The sequence below is a fragment of the Rothia sp. 11273D007AR genome (assembly GCF_053547255.1).
Genome location: NZ_JBPPWJ010000002.1, coordinates 185,278 through 209,649 on the forward strand (window position 1 = coordinate 185,278; position 24,372 = coordinate 209,649).

The 24,372-nt window shown below is 56.8% G+C and carries 25 protein-coding genes; 14 read left to right on the forward strand and 11 right to left on the reverse strand.

The window, feature by feature from the left end; all coding sequences use genetic code 11:
* The first annotated feature begins 119 nt into the window (after nucleotides 1-119).
* The 4 genes from ACED88_RS01995 (at nucleotide 120) to ACED88_RS02010 (ending at nucleotide 3,336) form a co-directional block, all read left to right on the forward strand.
* Nucleotides 120-611, forward strand: a complete 492-nt coding sequence (locus ACED88_RS01995) for a hypothetical protein (RefSeq protein WP_449108552.1) — start codon at nucleotides 120-122, stop codon at nucleotides 609-611.
* Between the two features lie 120 nt (nucleotides 612-731).
* Nucleotides 732-1,088: a zinc ribbon domain-containing protein YjdM gene (locus ACED88_RS02000; RefSeq protein WP_423817624.1), complete on the forward strand. Its 357-nt coding sequence runs from the start codon at nucleotides 732-734 to the stop codon at nucleotides 1,086-1,088.
* A gap of 24 nt (nucleotides 1,089-1,112) precedes the next feature.
* A complete protein-coding gene (locus ACED88_RS02005) occupies nucleotides 1,113-2,489 on the forward strand; it encodes an MFS transporter (protein ID WP_449108553.1) in 1,377 nt (458 codons plus the stop codon).
* A 169-nt stretch (nucleotides 2,490-2,658) separates the two neighbouring features.
* Entirely contained in the window at nucleotides 2,659-3,336 is a 678-nt protein-coding gene (locus tag ACED88_RS02010) for a hypothetical protein (protein ID WP_237199213.1), read from the forward strand.
* 101 nt (nucleotides 3,337-3,437) lie between these two features.
* Here ACED88_RS02010 and ACED88_RS02015 read toward each other — a convergent pair whose 3' ends face one another.
* The 3 genes from ACED88_RS02015 to ACED88_RS02025 form a co-directional block, all read right to left on the reverse strand.
* Nucleotides 3,438-4,130: a TetR/AcrR family transcriptional regulator gene (locus ACED88_RS02015; RefSeq protein WP_237199214.1), complete on the reverse strand. Its 693-nt coding sequence runs from the start codon at nucleotides 4,128-4,130 to the stop codon at nucleotides 3,438-3,440.
* Entirely contained in the window at nucleotides 4,123-4,773 is a 651-nt protein-coding gene (locus ACED88_RS02020) for a TetR/AcrR family transcriptional regulator (RefSeq protein WP_449108554.1), read from the reverse strand. Before ACED88_RS02020 ends, ACED88_RS02015 begins: the two co-directional genes overlap by 8 nt.
* Nucleotides 4,774-4,863: 90 nt before the next feature.
* Nucleotides 4,864-7,227, reverse strand: a complete 2,364-nt coding sequence (locus tag ACED88_RS02025) for an ATP-binding cassette domain-containing protein (RefSeq protein WP_449108555.1) — start codon at nucleotides 7,225-7,227, stop codon at nucleotides 4,864-4,866.
* 130 nt (nucleotides 7,228-7,357) lie between these two features.
* Here ACED88_RS02025 and tpx point away from each other — a divergent pair, with 130 nt between their 5' ends.
* Complete coding sequence (gene tpx, locus ACED88_RS02030) at nucleotides 7,358-7,852, forward strand: thiol peroxidase (protein ID WP_449108556.1); 495 nt, start codon at nucleotides 7,358-7,360, stop codon at nucleotides 7,850-7,852.
* 268 nt (nucleotides 7,853-8,120) lie between these two features.
* On the opposite strand, the gene ACED88_RS02035 is transcribed toward tpx, so the two are convergent.
* Entirely contained in the window at nucleotides 8,121-8,447 is a 327-nt protein-coding gene (locus tag ACED88_RS02035; RefSeq protein ID WP_449108557.1) for a branched-chain amino acid transporter permease, read from the reverse strand.
* Entirely contained in the window at nucleotides 8,440-9,273 is an 834-nt protein-coding gene (locus tag ACED88_RS02040) for an AzlC family ABC transporter permease (protein WP_449108558.1), read from the reverse strand. The genes ACED88_RS02035 and ACED88_RS02040 overlap by 8 nt, the downstream gene beginning before the upstream one ends.
* A gap of 135 nt (nucleotides 9,274-9,408) precedes the next feature.
* Here ACED88_RS02040 and ACED88_RS02045 point away from each other — a divergent pair, with 135 nt between their 5' ends.
* The 3 genes from ACED88_RS02045 to ACED88_RS02055 all read left to right on the forward strand — a co-directional run bounded on the left by ACED88_RS02045 (nucleotide 9,409) and on the right by ACED88_RS02055 (nucleotide 12,323).
* A complete protein-coding gene (locus ACED88_RS02045) occupies nucleotides 9,409-9,864 on the forward strand; it encodes an OsmC family protein (protein WP_449108559.1) in 456 nt (151 codons plus the stop codon).
* Nucleotides 9,865-9,978: 114 nt separating this feature from the next.
* Nucleotides 9,979-11,457: an amino acid permease gene (locus ACED88_RS02050; protein WP_237199221.1), complete on the forward strand. Its 1,479-nt coding sequence runs from the start codon at nucleotides 9,979-9,981 to the stop codon at nucleotides 11,455-11,457.
* A 245-nt stretch (nucleotides 11,458-11,702) separates the two neighbouring features.
* A complete protein-coding gene (locus ACED88_RS02055) occupies nucleotides 11,703-12,323 on the forward strand; it encodes a thymidine kinase (RefSeq protein WP_237223381.1) in 621 nt (206 codons plus the stop codon).
* A gap of 12 nt (nucleotides 12,324-12,335) precedes the next feature.
* On the opposite strand, the gene ACED88_RS02060 is transcribed toward ACED88_RS02055, so the two are convergent.
* The gene (locus ACED88_RS02060) at nucleotides 12,336-13,295 is read right to left on the reverse strand and encodes a hypothetical protein (protein WP_237186065.1); all 960 of its coding nucleotides are present in this window, start codon (nucleotides 13,293-13,295) and stop codon (nucleotides 12,336-12,338) included.
* A gap of 27 nt (nucleotides 13,296-13,322) precedes the next feature.
* Nucleotides 13,323-14,003 carry a DUF6318 family protein gene (locus ACED88_RS02065; protein ID WP_237186066.1) on the reverse strand — a complete coding sequence of 227 codons (681 nt, stop codon included), beginning with the start codon at nucleotides 14,001-14,003 and terminating at the stop codon, nucleotides 13,323-13,325.
* Between the two features lie 354 nt (nucleotides 14,004-14,357).
* Here ACED88_RS02065 and ACED88_RS02070 point away from each other — a divergent pair, with 354 nt between their 5' ends.
* From ACED88_RS02070 to ACED88_RS02080, 3 genes are all read left to right on the forward strand, one after another.
* Complete coding sequence (locus ACED88_RS02070) at nucleotides 14,358-14,945, forward strand: NADPH-dependent F420 reductase (protein ID WP_237204617.1); 588 nt, start codon at nucleotides 14,358-14,360, stop codon at nucleotides 14,943-14,945.
* 152 nt (nucleotides 14,946-15,097) lie between these two features.
* The gene (locus ACED88_RS02075) at nucleotides 15,098-16,060 is read left to right on the forward strand and encodes a DNA cytosine methyltransferase (protein ID WP_237204616.1); all 963 of its coding nucleotides are present in this window, start codon (nucleotides 15,098-15,100) and stop codon (nucleotides 16,058-16,060) included.
* Nucleotides 16,041-16,904 (forward strand): NgoMIV family type II restriction endonuclease, encoded by an 864-nt coding sequence (locus ACED88_RS02080; RefSeq protein ID WP_449108560.1) that lies wholly within the window; start codon nucleotides 16,041-16,043, stop codon nucleotides 16,902-16,904. The genes ACED88_RS02075 and ACED88_RS02080 overlap by 20 nt, the downstream gene beginning before the upstream one ends.
* A 64-nt stretch (nucleotides 16,905-16,968) precedes the next feature.
* On the opposite strand, the gene ACED88_RS02085 is transcribed toward ACED88_RS02080, so the two are convergent.
* On the reverse strand, nucleotides 16,969-18,045 hold the full coding sequence (locus ACED88_RS02085) for a hypothetical protein (RefSeq protein ID WP_237204614.1): 1,077 nt from the start codon (nucleotides 18,043-18,045) through the stop codon (nucleotides 16,969-16,971).
* Nucleotides 18,046-18,270: 225 nt separating this feature from the next.
* Nucleotides 18,271-20,493 carry an NADP-dependent isocitrate dehydrogenase gene (locus ACED88_RS02090; protein ID WP_449108561.1) on the reverse strand — a complete coding sequence of 741 codons (2,223 nt, stop codon included), beginning with the start codon at nucleotides 20,491-20,493 and terminating at the stop codon, nucleotides 18,271-18,273.
* A 126-nt stretch (nucleotides 20,494-20,619) separates the two neighbouring features.
* Here ACED88_RS02090 and ACED88_RS02095 point away from each other — a divergent pair, with 126 nt between their 5' ends.
* The 3 genes from ACED88_RS02095 to ACED88_RS02105 are packed head-to-tail and all read left to right on the forward strand — an operon-like array spanning nucleotide 20,620 to nucleotide 23,114.
* The gene (locus tag ACED88_RS02095; RefSeq protein WP_449108562.1) at nucleotides 20,620-20,790 is read left to right on the forward strand and encodes an NUDIX domain-containing protein; all 171 of its coding nucleotides are present in this window, start codon (nucleotides 20,620-20,622) and stop codon (nucleotides 20,788-20,790) included.
* 39 nt (nucleotides 20,791-20,829) lie between these two features.
* Nucleotides 20,830-21,087 carry a hypothetical protein gene (locus tag ACED88_RS02100; protein ID WP_449108563.1) on the forward strand — a complete coding sequence of 86 codons (258 nt, stop codon included), beginning with the start codon at nucleotides 20,830-20,832 and terminating at the stop codon, nucleotides 21,085-21,087.
* A 23-nt stretch (nucleotides 21,088-21,110) separates the two neighbouring features.
* Nucleotides 21,111-23,114, forward strand: coding sequence for an alpha/beta hydrolase family protein (locus tag ACED88_RS02105; RefSeq protein ID WP_449108564.1), 2,004 nt, complete (start codon nucleotides 21,111-21,113; stop codon nucleotides 23,112-23,114).
* 89 nt (nucleotides 23,115-23,203) lie between these two features.
* On the opposite strand, the gene ACED88_RS02110 is transcribed toward ACED88_RS02105, so the two are convergent.
* Together ACED88_RS02110 and ACED88_RS02115 are read right to left on the reverse strand one after the other, a co-directional pair.
* Nucleotides 23,204-23,788, reverse strand: coding sequence for a TPM domain-containing protein (locus ACED88_RS02110; RefSeq protein ID WP_237210346.1), 585 nt, complete (start codon nucleotides 23,786-23,788; stop codon nucleotides 23,204-23,206).
* Between the two features lie 170 nt (nucleotides 23,789-23,958).
* Nucleotides 23,959-24,372: LPXTG cell wall anchor domain-containing protein (locus ACED88_RS02115; protein WP_449108565.1), on the reverse strand; the 414-nt coding region annotated here is incomplete at its 5' end.

Below are 24,372 nucleotides of genomic sequence, written 5' to 3' on the forward strand. Positions count from 1 at the left end.
GGGCACTTGCACTTTTTCGATGGCGTCTTAGGTGCGTGTACGGTGTGTCGTCTACCGCTCATAAGTATGCTTTTGGCACAATAGTGGATACCAAGCTACCTGATGAAAGAAGGTTTATCATGAAAGCACGTCTAGCGTTTATCGCCGGTGCAGGTATCGGCTACGTACTGGGTGCCCGTGCAGGCCGCGGCCAGTACGAAAAGATCAAGACCCAGGCCACCAACATCTGGAACGACCCCAAGGTACAGAACGGCATCAAGACCGCCGAAGAAACCATCAAGGAACAGGCTCCCGTTGTTGCTGAAAAGGCCAAGGAAGCAGCTGTAGTCGGTACCGAAAAGGCTAAAGAAGCAGCCACCGCTGGTACCGAAAAGGCCAAGGAAAAGGCTGAAGAGGCCAAGGACGCCCGCGCCGAGGCTAAGGCCGAAAAGCAGGCTGAAAAGGCAGAAACTAAGGCCGAAAAAGAAACTGAGAAGGCTGTCAAGAAAGCTGAAAAGGAAGCCGAGAAGGCTGATAAGAAGGCCCAGAAGCTGGTCGATGAGGCCCCTGCCGATGTTGTCTCAGACCCTGCTACCGACATGAACGACGAAGGCCCCGCTCCCACCAAGTAAGCCCTCTAGATACACTTCCACAACCTCCCGCTCCTTCCAGTCCGAGGAGCGGGAGGTTTTGCCTTCCTTTCTGGGATAATGAGAGCGACCAAAATTTTTACCTAACCGATGGAGCTTTCCATGTCTGATGCCCCCGCACCCGCCTGCCCCGCCTGCTCTGAAGAATATTCCTACCAGCAGGGAGACCTCTGGGTCTGCCCCATGTGTGGACATGAATGGGCAGAAGGCGAAGACTCCGCAGCAGAAGAAACCGGTTCCAAGGTGCTCGATTCCGTCGGTAACGAGCTGGTTGATGGTGACTCTGTGACCATCACCAAGGGCCTCAAGGTCAAGGGCGGTGCCGATATCAAGGCCGGCACCAAGGTGCGCGGTATCCGCCTGCTCGAAAGCCCTGTCAACGGCCACGACATCGAGGCCAAGGTGCCCGGCGCGGGCCAGATGTACCTCAAGTCCTCCGTGGTCAAAAAGAGCAACTAATCTCTTGAAAGCAGTGGTCCTCCGATGAAATGGCTAGTGTGGGCGGTGGCTATAGCCGCCTATGTCTTTTCCATTATTAACCGCAGTTCCTTTTCGGCGCTGGGGGCCACTGCCCAAACCCACTTCGGGGTGGAAGCCACGGCTATTTCCCTGTTTATCATGCTGCAACTGGTGGTTTACGCCAGCTGTCAGGTGCCGGTAGGTGCCCTGCTTGATCGTAAGGGAGCGCCGGTGCTGATTGCCGGTGGCCTGACCCTCATGACGGCTGGCCAGTTTCTCCTGGCCCAGAGCGAGACTGTTCCCTTAGCCCTGCTGGCGCGTGTGCTGGTGGGTAGCGGGGACGCTTGTATCTTCGTCAGCCTCATCCGTCTGATTTCAGACTGGTTTACCCCTAAACAGATCCCGGTGGTCAACCAAATTAGCGCCAATATGGGCCAGATGGGTCAGCTGGTTGCCGTCACACCCCTGGTCACCCTGGTGGGTGCCTTGGGCTGGCAGGGCGGCTTTACCGTTCTCGCAGCTATCGGTTCTTGCCTTCTGATCCTGGCCCTATTCACGCTCAGGCCGGCTCCCGGCAGGGCTACCGTAGCCCAGGGGTTGGGCCACCGGGCCCGGCGCGGACGGGGGAGCGCGTCCGCCCGGCGTCCGCTCCCTAGCCATGAAGAAGCCAACCGGGCCCGTACCGACCACCCCTACCCCGTCACAGACTCTTTGCCCATGCTTCCCACGGCCTCGGGCTCAGGCTTTGTGGCCTCTATCAGGCAGGTGCTGGCCTACCCCGGTGTGCGCCTGGCCTTTTGGGTGCACTACGTGACGGCCTCCATGATTTTCTCTATCATGCTGCTGTGGGGCATGCCCTTCCTGACAGGGGGCCTGGGCTATAGCCGGGCCCTGGCTTCGGGCATCGTCAGCACAGTGGTAGCCTCCATCGTCATTGCCGGGTTCTTCACCGGCTCGATTCTCTCCCGCTTTTCTCCCTACCGGGTGCATATTGCGGTGGGTAGCAGCCTGCTCAACCTCAGCCTGTGGTCCCTCATCTTCTTCTGGCCCGGTATTGCCCCCACCGCCCTGGTGTACGCTGCGGCTGTCACCCTGGGTATCAACGGCCCGGTGTCCATGGCGGCCTTTGAGGTGGTGCGTTCGCATGTGCCTCAGCACCAGCGGGGCCTGGCCACAGGCATCGCCAATATGGGTGGCTTCGTAGGGGCCCTCACCACCGTGTTCCTGATCGGCCTGATTCTTGACAGTCTCGGCGCCGGTACCCCCGACACCTATACCCTTGAGGCCTTCCGCTGGGCCATGGCCAGCCACATCCCGGTGATTTTGCTCGGCATTATCATGATTGCCTTGCTCTACCCCAAAGCCAAAAAGGCGCTGGAAGGTCGGGCGCAGGCGTCCTAAATCCTGCCGGAGGGAGCGGACGCCCGCTGCCCCCTCCCAGCAGCCAGGCAGGCAGCACGCGGGGAAAGTAACGGTATCTTGCCCACATTTTTAGGTTTTCACTGGGCAGTCTCGACGGTGCTCTTTAGAATTAAAAGCCGCACACCATGCCTTACCCTGTGAAGGAACCATGACCAGAAAATCAGTCGTCCTGTTCACTAGCCTTGCCCTGCTGGCTCTCACCGCCTGCCAGCAGGAAGAAGTGATTACCCGCGTTGACCCGCAGACCGCTTCAGCAAGCCCTAGTTCAGCATCGCCCAGCCCTACCCCCACCGTTGAGGCAACCACCGTAACGCCCACTCCTGAGCCGACCCCCGAACCCACCACCGAGGAACCGACTCCTGAGCCGACCCCCGAGGATCCTTTCCCGGGTACCGTCTTTGCCGAGAACGGCGTGACCTTCTTCGTACCCCAGGACTACGTACAGGATGCCACCCCATCCCAGGCAGAAATTTTCATCTACCAGTACACCCACTACCGTAGTGCTGACGATGCTGCGGGTCGTTTCATGGTAGGCACCCCCTACAATGATGAGCAAGACCGTAGTGCTGATGAGGTCGAAAAAGAAATCGTCACCCGCCTTACCCCGGCCTGGTCTATCAATGAGACCGTTGAAACTATCAACTACACCCGCGAGGACGGAGTGAACGTCATCCGTTCAGAGGTACGCTTCGCTTCGAGTAACGCTCCCGGCTACATCTTTACTCTGGATAACGGGCACGAGCTGATGCACGCCGCTATCTTGGTGGACGACGCCAACCCTGACTTCGTGAAGAAAATTGAGGATTCTATCGGCTTTGCCTGGTAGTAGGCGCACCGAGTAAGAATCCAAAGGGGCAGCGGGCGGAACCGGTTCTGGCTCCGCCCGCTGTTGTATTTAAGCAGCTTCGCTATAAGTTTGTTTCGCTTCTAGTCTTCCTCTGTGCTCTCTTCAGGAGTAGCGAGCTCACCAACGCCCTCCGATAGAGCAACGAACTCGTCAATATCTTCTTGGGTCGCATAGGGCACGGGGTGTACCAGGAGCTCGTTGATGCTGGACCGGAAGATGTAGCTGAGGTTGACCGGGTCTGAACCCTTGCCGCCGATAATAGCCTTGGTGGTTAGGCCGTAGCTGAGCATGGCGAGCTGGTTAGCCTGTACCTTAACGTCGGTTCCGGCCTTGAGTTGGCCAGCTTCATCGAGGTGCATCAGCATGTCGTAGAAGAGGGTGCGGATGCGCTCTAGGCTGGTTACCGAGACGTTCTTGATTTCGGGGGTGGAGCGTAGCTCGGCCACCATTCCCAGGGTGATGCGGGAAACCGCGCGGGAGCGCGGGGTGAGCGGGATGAAGTGCTCAAGAATCTTGACGGTGTTGAGCACGTCCTGCCCCTGTACCGATACCGCCCGCATACTGGCCTCGGTCTCTACACCGATAAGTTCCAGGGCGTAGGTGACCAGTTCGACGCGGCTGTCGAAGGAATGGCGCAGGGAACCGGTGGAAATACCGGCTTCGGCTGCCACGTTGCGAATGGTGATAGCGCTGACGCCGCGTTCGTTGAGGAGCTTCCAGACCGCCTGGGAAATGACTTTCTTGCGTTCGTCGTGGTCAATGAGCTTAGGCACTGAAGAACTCCTGACTGAAGTAGTCGAGGTCCTGCTCTTCGGGGTAGGTGAAGATTTCCAGCAGGGTCTCGAAGTGGGTGAGCATGGGGGCCATGAGCTCTTCGTCGCTGACTTCACCGTCGGTGAGCAGGTAGAGGCAGTTGATACCCCACAGCAGGGCTACGAGCTTTTCTACCTCTAGGTCGATATCGATATCGTCGCGCACAAAGCCCTGGGCCCGTAGCTGGCTGAGCAGGAAGCCGTAGGCGTAGAGGAAGTCCTTTTCGTGGGACTGCAGAATCTTGGCGATACCGGGAATCGTTGAAGCATCGGCCAGCATGCCCGCAACCACGGTGATAAAGAGCTTACCGTCCTCAGAGACGGGGGAGAGCTCGGTGAAGATTTCTTCGAGGCTGTAAATCAGCTCGTAGTTGAAGGTGCGGCTGGTGAGGGACCTAATGAAGCGCTTGCCTACATAGTCGAGAGAGAACTGCATCATCTCTTCGTGGGAGGGGAAGACGTGGCGCAGAGAGCCTGTAGAGATGCCAGCTTCGGCGGCTACGGTTCGCACAGATACGCCGCGGACGCCTTCACGGGCTAGCACCGCCCAGACCGCCTGGGCGATTTCTTGTTTTCGTTCTTCGTGGTTGATGAGTTTTGGCACAGTTTTACTTTAGATGATGGTGTGGTTACAGGCGTCGCCCCCTGTCTTTTTTCGTGGGAGAACGCCTTTATGACGTGGTGCGGCGGGGTTTTATGACGCTAGGTAGGACGCTAGGTGCTCGCCGGTGAGGGTACCGGCGGCGGCGAGGGCGGTGGGGGTGCCCTCAAATACGATTGTACCGCCACCGTGGCCGGCCTCTGGGCCAACGTCAATAATATGGTCAGAATGGGCGATGACTGCCTGGTGGTGTTCGATGCAGAGCACGGTGGTGCCGGCGTCGACCAGCTGGTCGAGCAGGGTGAGGAACTGCTGAATGTCGGCCAGGTGCAGGCCGGTGGTGGGTTCGTCGAAGATGTAGATTCCACCGGGTTCTGCCATATGGGTGGCTAGCTTGATACGCTGGCGCTCACCGCCTGAGAGGGTAGAGAGGGGCTGACCCAGGGTGATGTAGCCCAGGCCTACATCGACCAGGCGCTGCAAGATTTTCGTTGCGGCGGCCAGCTTGGTTTCCTTGGCGCTAAAGAAGGCGAGGGCATCGGATGCGGAGAGGGCCAGAACGTCGCTGATGTTCTTGTCGCCCAGTCGGTATTCGAGCACGCCGGGGGAGAAACGCTTTCCTTCGCAGGCTTCGCAGATAGCGGTGGACTTTTCCATAAATCCCAGCTGGGTTTCCAGCACGCCGGTGCCCTTACATTCGGGGCAGGCTCCCTCGGAGTTTGCCGAGAAGAGGGCGGGCTTGACTCCGTTGGCCTTGGCGAAGGCCTTGCGGATAGGTTCGAGCAGGCCAGTGTAGGTGGCCGGGTTGGATCGGCGCGACCCCTTAATGGATGCCTGGTCAATGTAGATGATGCGCTCTTCGCTATCTGCGTGCTGTTCCAGGAGCTCGGTAATCAGTGAGGACTTGCCAGACCCGGCAACGCCGGTGAAGGTGGTCAGGACGCCGGTGGGCACGGCTACAGAAACATTTTTGAGGTTGTTGCGGGTTGCGTGAGCAACCTGCAGGGCTCCGGTAGCCGGGCGGACGGCGTCCTTAAGTCCCTGCCGGTCGTAGAAGTGGCGGGAGGTGACGGTATCTGCCTGCTTGAGCCCCTCGAAGGCCCCAGCGTAGACCACGGTGCCGCCGGCGGAACCGGCGGCCGGGCCCATATCGATAATGTGGTCGGCAATAGCGATGGTCTCGGGCTTATGCTCAACCACCAGCACGGTGTTGCCGCGGTCGCGTAGGCGCAGCAGAAGCTCGTTCATCTTGGTGACGTCGTGGGGGTGAAGACCCGCGGTCGGCTCATCGAAAACGTAGGTGACGTCGGTGAGCGGGGAACCCAGGTGGCGTACCATCTTGGCGCGCTGGGCCTCGCCACCTGAGAGCGAAGATGCTGAACGGGAGAGAGCAATGTAGCCCAGGCCGATAGTGACCATGGAGTCAAGCAGATGTTCAAGAGCCCCGAGTAGGGGAGCGACCTCGGGGATATCCTGCTCCCGAACCCAGGCGAGCAGATCGGTGACCTGCATATCGCAGAGCTCCGCAATGTTCACGCCCTTGACCTTTGACGCCAGAGCCGCTTGAGAAAGCCGGGTGCCACCGCAGTCGGGGCAGGGCACAAAAGTGACCGCCCGGTCAACAAAGGCACGGATATGGGGCTGCATGCCCTCCTTGTCCTTAGACAGCATAGACTTCTCGATGCGGGGAACCAGACCCTCATAGGTCATGTTGATACCCGCAATTTTCATCTTGGTGGGCTCTTTATAGAGAAAATCGGCACGCTGCTCTTCGGTGAAGTCCTTAGCCGGAACATCGGTGGGAAAGAGCCCCGACTCCTTGTAGAGACGGGCTGACCAGCCACTGGCAGAAAAACCGGGCACCTTGAAGAAACCCTCGTCCTCCATGGTGAGGTTCTTATCAAAGAGCTCGTTGAGGTCGATCTGGCTGGTGCGGCCTAGCCCTTCACAGCGGTTACACATACCGCCGGTGCGGGAGAATGTTACGTGCTCGGCCTTACCGTCACCTACCTGACGAGCCCCGGTGCCCTGAACAGTTGCCTGGTTGAAAGAAAAAGCTGTAGGGGAGCCCAGATTAGGGGTACCGACCCGGGCAAAGAGCATACGAAGCATGGGCAGAGCGTCAGTTGCCGTGCCTACGGTAGAACGCGGATTAGCCCCCAGACGCTCCTGATCGACGATAATAGCGCTGGTCAGCCCCTCAATCGCATCAACATCGGGCCGGTCCTGATGCGGCATAAAACCCTGCACAAAAGCCGAATAGGTTTCATTAATAAGACGCTGAGACTCAGCCGCCACCACACCAAAAGCCAAAGAGGACTTACCTGACCCCGACACACCGGTAAAGACCGTCAGACGGCGCTTAGGAATCTCAACCGAAACATTCTTGAGATTGTTATTGCGGGCACCGGTAATACGAATAGCCTGATGGGAATCAGCGGGATGGGTTGTAGACACGAAATCTCCCTAAAGTGCGAAGGATAGCTGCGTATCAGTTTAGCGAACCGCGCGTCCCTGACTAGACCGGCGGTTCCCCGCACAGCGCAACACCTTGCACAGGGCAGGTTGCCTACGCCACAATACAACTATGGCTACTACACATCTAGAAGGCAACGACGTACAGACCGTAGGCGACCTGCCCGCCGTAGGTTCCACAGCACCCGCATTCACCCTGGTGAACACCGACCTCGACACCGTCACCTCAGACTCATTCGAGGGCAAGAACCTGGTGCTTAACATCTTCCCCTCCATCGACACCGGCGTCTGCGCCGCGTCCGTCCGTAAATTTAACGAAGAAGCATCCAAGCTGGAGAACACCACCGTCGTGTGCGTCTCCAAGGACCTGCCCTTTGCCCTGAGCCGCTTCTGCGGTGCCGAAGGCATTGAGAACGTTGTATCAGCGTCCGCCTTCCGCGACTCCTTCGGCGAAGACTACGGCGTAACCATGACCGACGGGCCCCTGGCCGGCTTGCTGGCTCGCTCCGTTGTGGTCATCAACGCCGCTGGTGAGGTCATCTACACCCAGCTGGTCGACGAAATCACCACCGAACCTGATTACGAGGCAGCGCTCGCCGCCCTCTAAGACTAAGACCATTACCTAGCGGTGGGTATATCCCCTCCGCCTGCTGACCCTCTCCCAGCTCGCGCTGGGGCGCTCGCTGGAATTCATGCCAGCCCCAAGCCAGCAGGCTTCCAGGGATATACCCACCGCTGTGTGTTTGCTGGGCTCCGGTGGGGTAGGGGGCGGGCATATCTGGAGCCGATTGGATGGGGCTGGCGTGAATCGCACGCGAGCTTGCGAGCCTGCGAGAGGGTCGATCGGCGAGGATATGCCCGCCCCTACCTCTTTTCTACAGAACCCAGTTAGCGAGCACCACGCAGGTTGCTGTACCTACGATGAGGGAGAGTGCCAGGTTCTTTCGCCACAGGTGGGTAGCAACAGTTACTACCGCTCCGGCCAGGTAGGGCAGGGCCGTCTCGCGGGAAGAGTAGTCGATTTCTGCCAGCACGTAGAAGCCCAGGCAGATAATGGCTCCCATGGGCAGCCAGGCGGCAAGGTTGGCCACCAGGGCTGAACCCTTGAGTACGGACTTCACCCCAAAGGGAATCAGCCGCAGGGCAAAGGTGATGCCGGCAGCCAAGAAAATAGCTGACAGAATGTAACCGGTGCTAGGCACGGGGAGCCTCCTTCGCAGGGGTGGTGGCACGCTGGGTGGCAAGGTGACGGATCATGAGCAGGACCACCAGGGTCAACAGAGACATCAGCAGCATAGAATGCGGGGCAAGGACGATGGCCGTCAGCGAGGCGGCTACCGCAAGGGACGCTGTGATCCGGTCCTTGACCGCCCGGTAGGCGTCGATAGAGAGCACCAGGAACATACCGGTCATCACGAAGTCAACGCCCTCTAAATGGGAGAGGAAAGTGGCTCCTAGAATCACGCCCAGGGTGGAGCCGCCCCACCAGGAGAGCCAGAGCACCACAGAAACCGTCATGATGCGGGAGCTACGAAAATTCTGCGACCCCGGCGCGGTATTCAGGGCGTAGGCCTCGTCGCAGAGCATATACACAGCCAGGGCCTTAGCTAGGTTTCCCTTGACGTTCTGCAGGGGATAGGAGATGCCGTAAACCAGGTGCCGGGCGTTCATCAGCAGGGTTGTGGAAGCAATCAGGCTCAGTGGCGCAGCGGCGGCAATCATGCCCACCAGCAGGAACTCCACCGACCCGGCAAAGACAATAGCGGAAAGGGCCGGGGCAACCCACCAGGGTAGGCCCACCGAAGCGACCAGCACGCCCAAGCCCATACCCATGACCACAAAGCCGATGCAGAGAACACCGGCTACGCGCAGGCCTTCCTTGAAGCCGCTTTCGCCGGGGAGCTGGCTGATATGTTCCCCCGTAATGGGGGCGGACGCCGTCGCCCCGCTGGCGGGGCCCGGCAGGTTGGTGGGGGTAGAAGGCGCTGAGAGCTGACCTGTATCTGGGCTGGTGTGGTGCATAGCCATAAGTTTAGATAAAACTAGAGGAACTCCAATTTTCTGATCAGCATGTAACTGCTTGCCTCCTCAGAAATAAAACCCGTGCTGGCGCCGTTACCCGGGTACCGGCGTCCGCACCCCACCCCACAGTAAGGAAGAACCATGACCGACAAGACCACCCGCACCGAAGACCCCAACTACCGCGCCGTGACCGTCGAGCGGGTCGCCTCCCGCCACTACCGCGCCACCAACGCCAAGGGCGACACCCTCGACTTCGGCCAGAGCGAAGGCCTGCTCACCCCCGTTGAACTGCTCCTAGCCGCAATCGCAGGCTGCTCCGCTATCGACGTCGATGTGGTCACCGGCCGCAAATCAGAACCCGAAACCTTCACCGTGCACTCCTCCGGCCTGCGCAAGGTCGACGAGAACAAGGCAGTTAGCCTCGACGACATCGAAGTCAGCTTCAACGTGCGCTTCCCCGCCACCGACGAGGGCGAAAAAGCCCGCTCCATGGTCGACCGCCTGATCAAACTCTCCGCCGAAAAAGACTGCACCGTCTCCCGCACCGTTGAACACGGCGCGTCCGTCACCTTCATCAACGAAGATAAGCAGAGCTAAATCACGCCGCCCACCCGGGGGAGCAGGGCGCTCGCGGTGGTAATCTAAAGTTTGTCTTATGCCCCCTAAGCAAAACTGTTGGGGGCTCATTACCACCGAAAGTAGCAGCACACTATGTCTACTGAAGCGCAGTCTGCACCCACCGGGCAGACCAAAGAAGAGCTCAAGCGCGGCCTCGCCAGCCGCCACCTCTCCATGATCGCCATCGGCGGCGCCATCGGCACCGGCCTCTTTGTTGCCTCCGGCTCCACCATCGCTGAAGCCGGCCCCGGCGGCGCCCTGCTGGCCTACGCCCTGATCGGCATCATGGTGTTGCTCCTCATGCAGTCCCTGGGTGAAATGGCAGCTAACCTGCCCGTTGCAGGCTCCTTCCAGACCTTCGCCTCCCGCTACGTCTCAGACTCCTTCGGCTTCGCCATGGGCTGGAACTACTGGTTCAACTGGGCCATTACCGTAGCTGCTGAGCTGGTAGCAGCCGGCGTCATCATGTCCTACTGGCTGCCGGGCGTCCCCGGCTGGATCTGGGCTGGCGTCTTTCTGGCCATTATCCTGGGTATCAACGTGCTCTCGGCCCGCTCCTACGGCGAATCCGAGTTCTGGCTGGCTACCATCAAGGTGGTCACCGTGATCGTCTTCCTGATTGCCGGTGTTGCCATGATTTTCGGTATTCTGGGCAACCACGACAACGGTTTCGCTAACTGGACTGACGGTGAAGCACCCTTTAAGGGCGGCTTCCTCTCTATCCTGGCTATCTTCATGGTCGCAGGTTTCTCCTTCCAGGGCACCGAGATGATCGGTGTTGCCGCTGGTGAATCTGAGAACCCCCGTCGCGACGTGCCCCGCGCCCTCAAGAGCGTTTTCTGGCGCATTATGCTCTTCTACATCGGTGCTATCGCTATCATCGGTACCCTGATTCCCTACACCAGCCCCAACCTGCTGCGGGCGGACACCACCGACATCGCCTACTCACCCTTCACCATGGTCTTTGAGAACCTGGGTATTGCATTTGCCGCTTCGGTGATGAACGCCGTCATTCTGACCGCGATTCTCTCTGCCGGTAACTCGGGCCTCTACGTTTCATCCCGTATGCTCTACGCCCTGGCTCTGGAGGGGCGTGCTCCCAAGATTTTTGCCCGCGTGAACTCCCGCGGTATTCCCATGCCCGCCCTACTCATGACCGCCGCTATCGGCCTCTTCGGCTTCGTCTCTGCCGTGGTGGGCGAGGGTTCTGCCTACACCTGGCTGATTAACATCTCTGGCCTATCGGGCTTCATCACCTGGGTGGGTGTGGCTATCTGCCACTACCGCTTCCGCCGCGCCTACGTGGCTCAGGGTAACGATGTTAATGATTTGCCTTACAAGGCCCCTCTCTTCCCGATTGGCCCCATCGTTGCGCTGCTGATGTGCCTGCTGGTGATTGCCGGCCAGAACTACAACGCTATCTTCGCTGGGCACTGGTTCGAGGTTGTCTCGGCCTACATCGGCCTGCCCATCATTATTGGTGTGTGGCTGGTGCACAAGCTGGTGACCGGTTCAAAGACTATCCCGCTCAAGGACGTCGATGTCTCTGGCCTCGAGGTCTCAGGCAAGTAAGTTACTTGTGAGGAACAGGGAGGGCACCGGGTTTTCCGGGGCCCCCCCTTTTTGTATACCTAGGTGCATTGACTCCGGTTTGTACCAGCCCCTGCCCACTTTGAGACTGATTTCTGAACACTGCGTGGTACAAAGTCGTCTGGTCAGGATGCGGACGCCTGTGAGCGGGGGAGCGGGCCGGGCTAGAATGGTGTGGTTTGGTTTTGTTTTCTGTGTACGTGTTCTGGGTTGAAAGGTGTGGCCGCGTGGCTAAGCTCTATTTCCGTTTTGGCGCCATGAATTCGGGTAAGTCTACTGCGCTGCTGCAGGCTGCCCATAACTATGAGGAGCGAGGCCAGCGGGTGCTGCTAGCTAAGCCGCAGGTGGACACGAAGGGCGATACTGAGATCGTGTCCCGTCTAGGCGTGACTCGCCAGGCTGATTTTTTGGTGGGTGCGGACGACTCGGTGCGCGAGCTCTTCCATGCTGCTGCTGAGCCTAATGCTGATGACGACCGTATGCACTGGCATCTGCCCGTCTCGTGCCTGCTGGTGGACGAGGCTCAGTTTTTGACCGCTGAGCAGGTGGATGATCTCATGCGGATTGCGGTGGAAGAGAACGTGCCGGTAATGTGCTACGGCATCCGTACGGATTTTAGGACGCGGGCTTTCCCCGGCTCTGCCCGCCTGCTGGAGATCGCCCACACCCTTGAGGAGCTGAAGACTATTTGCCGGTGCGGACGTAAGGCCCTCTTTAACGGCCGCACCGTGGACGGCAAGTTTGTGTTTGCCGGTGACCAGGTCGCTATTGATGGGGTGCACGTGGGCTATGAGTCGCTCTGCCCCACCTGCTACCTGGAAGAGTCGGGTGGCAAGCTCTACCAGTAGCCTGTACCGGTTTTAGCTTTCGCAGCCCCAGGCGTTGGGGTTTGTCGTGCAGTCATCGGCGACTAGCCCAACCTGGGTACGCCATACTCTCACGAGCTGAGGTTCGCTGGTGCGGCTAACCGTGCCGTCGATGACCTGCCAGGGACCGCCCTCTACTGAGTATTCACCCCGGTAGGTGGTGGTGAGGGTGAACTGGTAGTCGCCGGGCTCTGCGTATTGGTGGGAGGTGCTGGTGGGCTGGTCCCAGATGTCTTCGCCGAGGGCCTGGCCGGGGTAGCTGGTGGGGCCGAGCACGCTGCCGTCACCGTAGGTGAAGGTGTAGGTGACTGGTGTTGCGCGTAGGGTGACGTTTTGGCCGTTGATGGTGCGCGTGAATTCTTGGGGGTTGGGGTCTGCCCAGAAGTTGGTGTTGTAGTTTTTGAGGGTGTGGGGTGCTTTTTCTTGGTGGGGTGTTGCAGGGGCGATGGGGAAGGTGTCGAAGTCGTGGGTTGTGAGGGTGACGCGGATGGTGCGTAGTACGGTTTGCCCGTTTTCTTCGGCAAGCTCTAGGCCTGCGGCTTCGAGTTCTGCTGGGGTGAGGGGTACGCAGCCGAGGGTGCCTTGGGGCGTGTTGTAGGGGGTGTCTGAGCCGTCGGACCAGTCGGTGGGTACGAGGGAGAGGACGCCGAGCTCCCCGTTGGTTGCGAGACAATAGGTGCCGGGTTGCACAGCACCGTTGGTCTGGAGCCGGGCACGATTGGAATCGTTGGGAGCTTCGAAGTAAATGATTTTTAAATCGGCAAGCTGACTAGTAACGTCATTGGAAACAGGATGAGAGTCCTGCTGAACTGGGGCATCTTTAACGCCGATATAGGTATCCCAATTATAATCTTTGTCTACTTTGACTTTGAACTCGTTATTATCAGAGTCCCCAGAATCGTTAGCGTAGCTTAAACAGAAAGACGAGAGCGTCAGAGACGTGGCAATTGCCATCGAAGATATCAGAGTTCTCCTCAGCATTTACCTAACTACCTTTCCATCGTAGGCTTCCCACTCTCCGTCACTGTATTTAAAGAAGAACTCGTACCCCTGGAGATTCGCTTCGCTGCTGTCTATAGTCTTTATTTCAGTTACTTCATTGATAATTCCATTTTCTGAAGTGACGTTCAGGCCGTAGCCGTACAATCCATCTCCGTAGCTTGTAACGAGATCAGGATTCAGATGTAATTCTCGCTGGAGGCCAATAATCCACCCGCCGTCCTCGTATAGACGCTCAACAGAATCAATAAATGTTAAATCTGCTTCATAATTACTGGAAGTCAGTTCTTTGAGAGCGGTAGTATCCCCAGTTTGGATTGCATAGTTCCGCATATCGTTCCAGTACGTAATGAACTTTTCCATTGCTTCTGGTGTTTCTACGTTCATTCCGTCGGGTGCTACTGGTTTGGGTACGTTTTGGGCGGGGCCGTGTTCGTCGGCAGCGCGGTATTCGCCGTCGGGGGCTTTGGATCCGCCGGAGTAGTTGGTTTCGGCTGCGCTTGCGGTTGCATCAGCCGCGACTGAGGTGCTGGAGGCGGTTACAGAAGCCGTGGCGCTGGCGTCCGCCTCGGGAATGCTGCCTGTGGCCTGTGCGCCGCAGCCGGTGAGGGCCAGTAGCGCGATGGCTGCAAAGGTAAGGCTACGGGTGGGTGTGTGCTTCATAGGGATCTCCTGGCTACATCTTTGTGACTAGGTCTTATGTGTTTTTATAGTTCGGGGTGTGCGTCTTGGCAAGGGGATTAGCCCTCTTGACTGGTTTTTAACGGCACATTACGCAAATGATGAAGCGTTTTCCACAGATTTCGGGCCTGATGTGGGCAAATAGGCCCACACAACAAATACTAGGCAGCAGGTGTTTTCACAGGTTCATCTGTCGCCGGATCCGCTAACTGCTTGCGAGACTGTAATAACTAGCTAACTGCTTGCAGGCGTCTTATATCCAGTGAGTACGGGTGTAAGGCGCCTGCTTCTGAAACACCGTGGAATAAACTTGCGTTGTCAACGATTATGAGGGGTATGAAGGTTTCGATTCTTGGTGCCGGTAAGCTCGGTACGGCGCTTGCTCGTTTATCTGTTGCTGCTGGTCATGAGACGTTGGTGTATGCGCGGCCTAAGCCTATGTTGGATATTATTTTGGGGTCGCTGGTGCCTGATGCGCAGCTGGTGGATTTTGAGGGCGCGCTTGATGCTGATGTTGTGATTGTGGCTTTGCCGCGCACGGCCTTGCCCGGCTTTGATTTTTTGGCGGCTCGTGGTGTGGTGGTTGACGCTACGAACCCTTGGGACGCCGCCGGTACAGCGGGCGCTGTCTTTGAGTTACCGGGGGTGCGGGTTCCTGTTATTCGTACGTTGAACCATATTGCGTATGATGCTTTGACGTCTGATAGCCGGGCGTTGAATCCGCATGCGCTGCCGCGGGCTGTTGCGGTGATTGATGCGGGCCAGGGGAGCGAAGCTTTAGATACGGCTGTCCAGCTAGTGGATTCGCTGGGGTTTGACGCTGTGCTGATGCCTGAATCTGCAGCGCACCTGTTCGAGCCAGACGGGGACGCCTTCGGCGCCTTCCTGACGAAAGAGCAGATAACCGAGCTTGGTGAGCTCTAAAGCTCACAAGAAATAATGGATGTGGGCTTGTTGCATCCGTAGACTAAGAAGGTCTGTTGAGAGGGTTCCCAGCTCTCATAAGCGCCTGTATAGTGGTTTATATATTCGAATATGTATTCGATTGCTGAGATGAGTAGATGGGGGAATCACGCATGCTGACTTCAGTGGAGATTTGTGCTGGTGCTGGTGGGCAGGCTCTTGGCCTTGAGATGGCGGGTTTTGAGCACCTTGCTGCTGTGGAGATAGATTCGGACGCCTGCAACACGCTCCGGGCTAATCGCCCTAATTGGAACGTAATTGAATCTGACCTCAATGAGTGGGACCCTACCCCTTACAAAGGTGTGGACCTCTTCGCGGGTGGCGTTCCATGCCCTCCTTTCAGCGTCGCAGGTAAACAGCTTGGTGCAGATGATGAACGTGATTTGTTCCCTCGAGCACTTGAGATTATTGAGGTTCTTGAGCCCAAGGCTGTCATGCTTGAGAACGTGAAAGGCCTGCTATCAAAGCGTTTTGCTGATTACCGCAATGAGATTATCAAGGCTATGGGGAAGCTTGGCTATGTGGTGGATTGGCAGCTTATTAACTCCTCTGACTACGGGGTGCCACAGCTGCGACCGCGCAGCATTTTAGTTGCTACTCATAAGGACTTGGATGGTTGTTTTGTGTGGCCAGAGCGGCGTCCAGACGAAGCGTCAACGGTAGGGGATACTCTGCATGACCTGATGGCTTCTAATGGCTGGGAGGGCGCGGACGCTTGGGCCGAGGGAGCTCAGAAGATCGCGCCTACATTGGTGGGGGGCTCGAAGAAGCATGGTGGCCCAGATCTGGGGCCTACTCGGGCTAAGGCTGCCTGGGCTGAGATGGGTGTAAACGGTAAATCGATTGCTGAGGTCGCTCCTGAGCCTGGTTATGCTGAGATGCCTAGACTGACGGTTCGTATGGCTGCTCGTATTCAGGGGTTCCCTGACGATTGGCAGATTACCGGGCGTAAAACTGCTGCCTATCGGCAGGTGGGTAATGCTTTCCCGCCCCCGGTTTCTTGCGCCATCGGTACTGAGATTGCTAATTTGCTAAACCAGAATGTGGAGGTGAAGGATGGTCGCGTCGCTGCGTAGGCTCCGCCAGGAATATCACCAGGAGCTGATTGACCTAGGTGTTCTTGCTGTTACTGAATCTGGGGTGGCTTCTAATGCCGATAGCTCTCAGAAGACTAGTAAGGCTATTGCTCTTTCGATTGCTGAACAACTGGGTGTGAAGCCTGGTGGCGAGAAATTGGCCGGTCAGACAGCGGGGCATGTTTTTGAAGCTGCTACGACTCGATTCTTGAGCCGAACCTTAGCGGAGTTTAGCCATATTGTTGCACCAGGTACTGAGATTGAGCATGTGGTGAAGCGTGGACATGGCTTTTATTTGGCTGAGTTCGTACCGTATTTACATTTGAAGCAGCTTGCTGGGGCTGTAGAGTCTGACCCTACTCTGTCTACGGTTTTGGGAAATTCTTACGATATCAGTCCTGACGTGATTATGACGAAGGCACCTCAGCCTGATGCCTATTTCAATGATGGTGCTCTACGGGTCGATGATTCTGTCGCTACGCTGACACCACGCCGCCTTGTGAATAACGAGGCTAAGTTTGTTGAAGCCATTATCAGCTGTAAGTGGACTTTGCGGAGTGACCGTGCCCAGAACGCACGCTCTGAGGCCTTGAATATAATCCGTAACCGTAAGGGACGCACACCGCATATTGTGGTAGTGACGGGGGAACCTACGCCTTCACGCTTAGCTTCTTTAGCTTTGGGCACAGGCGATATAGATATGGTGTATCATTTTGCGCTACCAGAGCTGCAGAAAGCAGTAGCCGCCTCGAACAACGACGAGGCGGCTAGTATACTTGAAATCTTGATTCAAGGAAATAGGTTAAGCGATATTTCAGATTTGAGTCTAGATTTTGTTGGTTAACTGCTTTTAGAAATATTTGGGAGAGGTTCAAATATGAGGGTGATGAAGAATGGTGTCAAATTTTCTAATTTGTTATAATTCCAAGTGCCTTTTCAAGTTTATCCCTTTCCTTTATGAGTTTATCTTCCATATCATCTGGAATTTTTCTAAACTGGCGTTGGGTTGCTTCAAACGGACTCAGCTCGGCGTATTCGTGGAGTCCCATTTCTCGATATTTCTCATCCATATTTAATTCAAGGTTCATTATCGTTGAAGTTATAGAATCTGTAAATTCAATTACAATGTCCACGCTCACCTCTTCTCTAAGCAGTTCTGGATCTTTGTTTTCTGTTAGGAGGACCGTGTAGGGGTGATCTTTATATTGGGATACTTTGATTTGTCCGGTGGTGGACATCTCAGTTAGGCCTGTAAGGAACACGTCCCAAGCGCCATTCCAGCAACTGTCCGCAAACTTATCTATATTCGAACTAGATTTTCCGCTGTACTTAAATATTTTCTTTGCTTTCCCGGATATTTTTTGATTACTACACAGAAAGATTGTGCTTCCGAGATTTATGAAGTAAGATACGCGGAAATACTGGTTCATCCAATCAATGTAGGTTTTAAATTTTTCTTCAGGGGCCAGATCTTGACGTTCATTCAGCTCGGCAATCTTTAAAAAGTATAGATACCCAGATACAATGAATGGAAATGGGGTTTTCATAAACGAGGTGCTTGGTGCATCTCCTTTCACCGGGCGGTTGTGGTTTTTCTTGTATTTTTTACTGTATCTGCTTAGCGGGCGGTGGTCCTTAAAATACCTTGAGATCTGGTCCTTATCCCAGGAAATAATTTCCTCAATTGCAAATCTATTTCGCAAGTACTGATCTAATTTAAAGTCACCTTTTCGATTTGTGGCACTTTCGTAAAGTGCATAGCCGTAGTTAACTTCTATAAAGTTTGCCCTATCTTGGGGGCGCGTTGCAGGTATTTGCTGGAGTGCTAAACTTAATTTTTCTCGAGTTGTTTCGTTGGTGGAGCCATTGTAAAATAACTGACAAAGTTTAATCAGGATGTTGGTGTCCAAAATAACCAAATCGGGTTTTATGTTGACTCGTGAAAATGGATGAATAAATTTAATGTTATCAATATCTTTTAGCATGGTAATCTCTTCCGGCTTAATGATTTCTTCAAGTGATGTTGATTGATTAGAGTATGTGATTTTTGATATTTATATAAATTTTATATGGATTATATAAGGTGATTTCCTGAAGTGAAATTCTAGCCACTAAATTCTCATTTTGGACTTGTGAAGTTAGCTCTTAGAGTTAGTAATTAGCAAAGGGTTAGAGCCTCGTCGAGGCTCTAACCCTTATCTTTCAAAGAATTACTTCTTTAACCCATCCACCACTTCATTCAGCGTGGTGCTCGGGCGCATGACCGCTGATGCCTTGGCGTCCTCGGGCTTGTAGTAGCCGCCAAGGTCAGCGGGGGAGCCCTGGGCGTCCAGCAGCTCAGCCACAATCTTCTCCTCGTTCGCAGCCAGAGCCTCAGCTACCGGGGCGAACTTAGCCGCCAGGTCGGCGTCCTCACCCTGAGCAGCCAGCTCCTCAGCCCAGAACTTAGCCAGGTAGAAGTGAGAACCGCGGTTATCAATCTCGCCCACACGGCGGGAAGGCGACTTGTTCTCGTTCAAGAAAGTACCGGTCGCCTTATCCAGGGTGTCAGCCAGAACCTGGGCAGACGCATTACCGGTGGTCTTGGCCAGGTGCTCAAAGGAGGCAGCCAGGGCCAGGAACTCACCCAAAGAATCCCAGCGCAGGTGGTTCTCTTCCAGAACCTGCTGAACGTGCTTGGGGGCAGAACCACCAGCGCCGGTCTCAAAGAGACCACCACCGTTAATCAGCGGAACAATGGACAGCATCTTGGCTGAGGTGCCCAGTTCCAGGATGGGGAAGAGATCGGTCAGGTAGTCACGCAGCACGTTGCCGGTCACGGAGATGGTGTCCTCACCCTTGCGGATGCGGTCAATCGAGAACTGGGTTGCCTCCGCGGGAGCCAGAATACGGATATCAAGGCCCTCAGTATCGTGCTCGGGCAGGTACTTCTCGACCTTGGCAATCAGGTTTGCGTCGTGGGCACGGTTCTTATCGAGCCAGAAGACAGCGGGAGTCTGGGAGTCGCGGGCGCGGGTGACGGCCAGCTTGATCCAGTCCTGAACGGGGATGTCCTTGGTCTGGCAGGCGCGCCAGATATCACCGGCAGAAACCTCGTGTTCAATGAGCACATCCCCTGCAGAGTTCACCACCTGAACCTTGCCGTCCGCCTCAAGCTGGAAGGTCTTGTCGTGTGAACCGTACTCCTCAGCCTTCTGCGCCATCAGGCCCACGTTGGGCACGGTACCCATGGTGGTGGGGTCGTAGGCGCCGTTGGCGCGGCAGTCCTCGATGACGGTCTGGTAGACGCCAGCGTAGGAAGAATCGGGCAGGACGGCCAGGGTGTCAGCCTGCTGGCCTGACTCGCCCCACATCTGACCGGAGGTACGAATCATGGCGGGCATGGAGGCGTCCACAATGACGTCTGAGGGGACGTGCAGGTTGGTGATGCCCTTGTCGGAGTTGACGTAGGCCAGCTCGGGGCCTTCCTGTAGACCCTTGTGGATCAGCTCGCGGACGTCCTCGCGGATATCCTCGGGCAGAGTATCGATACCGGAGATAATAGCGGCCAGGCCGTTGTTACCGTTCAGGCCGGCGGCATCCAGCTGCTCGCCGTAGGCCTCAAAAAGCTCGGAGAAGTAGGCACGCACGACGCGGCCGAAGAGGATGGGGTCAGAAACCTTCATCATGGTGGCCTTCAGATGCACAGAGAAGAGCACACCCTCAGCCTTGGCACGGGCAACCTGCTCGGCCAGGAACTTATCGAGCTCAGCTACATTCATGTAGGTGCCGTCGACGATTTCACCAGCCAGTACGGGCACGGATTCCTTGAGGACAGTCACGGTGCCATCGGTACCGACGTGCTGGATTTTCAGGGTATCGTCAGCCTCAATAATCACGGACTTCTCGTTAGAGAAGAAGTCGTCGTGGCCCATGGTGGCGACGTTGGTCTTGGAATCTGCTGACCAGGCGCCCATGGTGTGGGGGTTCTTGCGGGCGTAGTTCTTAACAGAGAGGGGAGCGCGGCGGTCTGAGTTGCCCTCGCGCAGGACCGGGTTCACGGCTGAGCCCTTGACGCGGTCGTAGCGGGCGCGGACGTCCTTATCCTGCTCGGTCACAACCTCATCGGGGTAGTCGGGGATAGCGAAGCCCTTGGCCTGCAGCTCAGCGATAGCGGCCTTGAGCTGGGGCACGGATGCCGAAATGTTGGGCAGCTTGATGATGTTAGCTTCGGGGGTCTTAGCCAGCTCGCCCAGCTCTGTCAGGGCGTCCGCTACCTGCTGCTCTGCAGGGAGAATATCGCTGAACTGAGCCAGAATACGGCCAGAAAGTGAAATATCGCGGGTTTCTACCTCAACACCGGCGGTTGAAGCATAGGCCTCAAGAATGGGCAGGAAGGAGTAGGTCGCCAGCAGCGGAGCCTCATCGGTGTGGGTGTAGATAATCTTTGCCATGAAGGGCGTCTCCCTTGTCGCTTGTGGGCAGTTTCATTTCCAAGAATACAACGATGTGCCAGCGCTCACTAAATAAGAAGTGCCTGTGTGACAAGATAAATCGGCTACTGAGATAGGGTTACTGATATGAGTACTGATACTTCAGCCCCGATTGTTGTTTCTGCACTTGTCATTCGTAATGCCTTGGGTGAGGTGCTCACTGTTCGCAAACGCAGCACCACAGGGTTCATGCTTCCCGGCGGTAAACCTGAGCCGGGCGAAACCGCCGAAGAAACTGCTCGCCGCGAAGCTGCCTAGGAACTGGGCCTTGTTCTCGACCGCTATTCCTTGATGAATGTGGGTACCTATCAGGCGGCGGCCCTCAACGAAGCGGGGCGAACCGTCCGCGCCCATGTTTACCTCTTGGTAACTGCCGGGGGTGTCGCTGATCTGGAGCAGGCCGCGCCCAACGCTGAAATTGAGGAAATCCGATGGGTCCACCCCGACCCTGCACGCGATGACCATAGCAACCAGGCCCCACTGAATACTCAGCATATTTTCCCTCTTCTCACCGGAGATGATTTTGAGGACGCGGACGCGCTACCGCCCCGGTAGGTGCTGGTGATACCGTAGAGTCTATGACTGACACCACATCTAGCGAAAACAACCAGCAGAAAAACGCTGCCTATCTATCGCAGCTCATCGAACACCCTCGTATGGTCGGGCTGGCTGCGGGTCGCACCGGTGCCCCGGTGCTCACCGTCAACACCCTCAATAAGGACGGTGCAAAGTGGCGCCCCCGCCTCTGGGCCCTTCCCACAAGCCAGGAGGGCAAACCCTACCCGCTGACGGCACCCGAGTCTGGCGCGTCCGTCCTTACCATCACCGATGAGGGGCACATCTACCTGACCCTGGGCAAGGACGTTGACGAAGCCGACTCCAAGAGCCTCAAAGGCGTCTACCGCCTACCTGAGCACGGTGAACCCGAACTCATCTTCACCCACCCCGGTGGTGTGGATGCCCTCGCGGTGCGCCAGCGCGGCGAGACCACCCGCTATATTTACAGCGGCAAAGCCCACCGGGGCAGCCTCGAAGAGCAGGCCAAGACCCTCGATGAACGCGAGAAAACCGCAACCTCCGGTGTGCTTTACACCGAATTCCCCACCCGCTTCTGGGACCACGACCTAGGCACCGGCGTCCGCGCCCTTTTCGTTAAGGACGGGGACGGCCAACCCCGCCGAATCGCGCTGCCGGGCGACCGCTCAGAACTAGCCGGTTTTGAGGTCTGCCCCACCGGCGACCGTGCAGCCGTCACTCTACACACCAAGACCCGCGGTATTCACCAGCGCTACAGCACCTGGCTGCTCGACCTTAACGGCGAGAAAGAACCCCAGCTGTTGGTTGAGGCGACTGAAACCCACGACTACTCGGCAGGCCCCTTCACTCCGGACGGCAGCGGTCTAGCTATCACTGAGGTGCGCCGCTGGCTGCCCGGCCAGTCCATCAAGGTTAACGCCAGCCACTACAGTTTTGAGACCGGCCAGCTGACCGAGCTCTCCCGCGACGTAGACCGCTGGGCTGGCGATATCGTGTGGCTCGACAGCACCCGCTACGCTTTTGTTACCGATCACCTGGGGGCCACCGCCATCCTGACCGGCAGCATCGGCGGCTCCACCCGCACCCTGGTTGAGGACGGCGCCAGCCACTTCTCGGCCCTGGCCTACAACGAAGGCTCCCTGATTGCCCTGCGCGATGCCCACCAGCACTCGGCCTACCCCGTGCGGATCGATATCGAAAGCGGCGATATCACCCGTCTGGCCTCACCCGTTGAAGAGCTGCGCGCCCCCGGCCGTTTTGAGCGGCTGAGCTCCACCGCCGCTGATGGCACCGAGTTCACCTCCTTCCTCGCCCTACCCGAAAAGGACGCGGACGGCCCCCTGCCCCTGCTCGTCTTTGCACACGGTGGCCCCTGGGGGTCCTGGAACTCCTGGACCTACCGCTGGAACCCCTGGGCCTTCACCGAAGCCGGCTACGCTGTGCTCATGCCCGACCCCGCAATTTCTACCGGCTACGGCCAGCACATGCTCGACCGAGGCGGCGACGACCTGGGCGGCACCCCCTACACCGACATCATGCAGGTGGTCGAAGAGACTGCCGCCCGCGACGATATCCAAGGTGATAACGTGGCCTTCTCGGGCGGCTCCTACGGCGGGTTTATGACCAACTGGGTGGCAGGACGCGCGGGCACCCGCTTTAAGTGCTACGTCACCCACGCCTCAATTTGGGACTACAACACCATGTACTACCTCTCAGATAACGGTGCCTGGCACGAATGGAAGGTCGAGTTCGGGGGAGAGGGCGACAGCATCTCGCCGCGTCATCATGCCGCCGATATCGCGGCTCCTATGCTGGTGATTCACGGCGATAAGGACTACCGCGTGCCCATCGGCCAGGCCCACCACCTCTGGGCTGACCTACAGCGCCACTCCCCGGAGCTAGGCCACAAGTACCTCTACTTCCCCGATGAAGGGCACTGGATCCTGAAACCCGGCAACTCCCGCCTCTGGTACCAGGTCTTCACAGCCTGGTTAGATCAGCACCTCTCAGGGAAAGACTTTGAGGCGCCAGCTATTCTTGGCTAGCTGAAAGAACGAGTAAGGCCCTAGCCGCAGGGTACGGCTAGGGCCTTACTTTTATTTACTGTTTGTTTTATAAAGCGTGGGGAACATTTCTAGCTAGTGGCCGTGGGGCTCGCACTAGCGCTACCCCGCGATGAGTCAGCCGTGGTGTTATTGTGCGAAAGCTGGTAGACACCATCAAGGGCGTTGGTCATCGCACCGTTGTATTCTTCTGCTGTAACGTAGGGGAGAATCGCCTTATCGACGATATAGGATGCTTCCTCATTGGTGAGGTTTTGGCTAGCTACAGAGCCCCGAGCTATATATGCTGACTTGCTGCCAAGGTTGATGCCGATAATGACGCCTTGTTCTTGAAAATTCGACTCTTGTTCCGTGAGCTTTTGATTTACCTCAGCTGCAAAGTTTGTTTTACTGCTGTCATCGATAATAAAGATTTGGGTGAGCGGCGAGTTATGCTCCTGCTCTAAGTCAGAGATACGCTGGGTGAGCTCTTGTTCTTCTTGGTCCGTAAGAATATCAGCTGTATCTGTAATAACAGGGACTGATTGTGCAGCTGCTGATGATGGCTCTGACGCTGGCTCTGCAGTAGTAGAAGAACCACAGCTACTGAGGAGTAAGGTACCTGTGATGGCTAGTCCGGTAAAGGCATAGGCAGCGAAGCCTTTTAGTTTTTTCATGGGACCTTCTGGAAATAAAGTGAAATGGAGCGGGGAAGGCAGCATACGGAACTGCGCCCAAAGCGAGAACGGCGGGTACGTAGCTTATATCGCTACGTACCCGCCGTCCGACTCACTGGGAGTCAGTTATCGCGTACTCCTTCTATTGGTAAATAGTAGGAATTGAGCGATTATGCCTTTGCTCGACGAGTTGCGAATACTGCGCCTGCACCCAACGCAACAACAGCTAGACCGCTAAGAGCCAATACAGCTGCGCTGGAAGCGCCGGTGTTGGCAAGCTGCTGCTGTGACTGAGTTGCCTTAGCTGCTTCAGCCTTGGTGGTTTCTGCAGGAGCGGGAGCTGCTTCAGCCTTGGTGGTTTCTGCAGGAGCGGGAGCTGCTTCAGCCTGGGTCTCTACGGGGGTAGCCTCGACCTTAGGCTCAGCTACAACAGTTGAGGGATCGATGGTCGGCTTGGGCTCAGCAGTTACGCCGGGACCGTTGATGCCGATGTGGCCTTCAGGCAGTTCGTGGGTGGTGCCGGGACCGTTGATGCCGATCTCGCCTTCAGGCAGTTCGTGGGTGGTGCCGGGGCCGTTGATGCC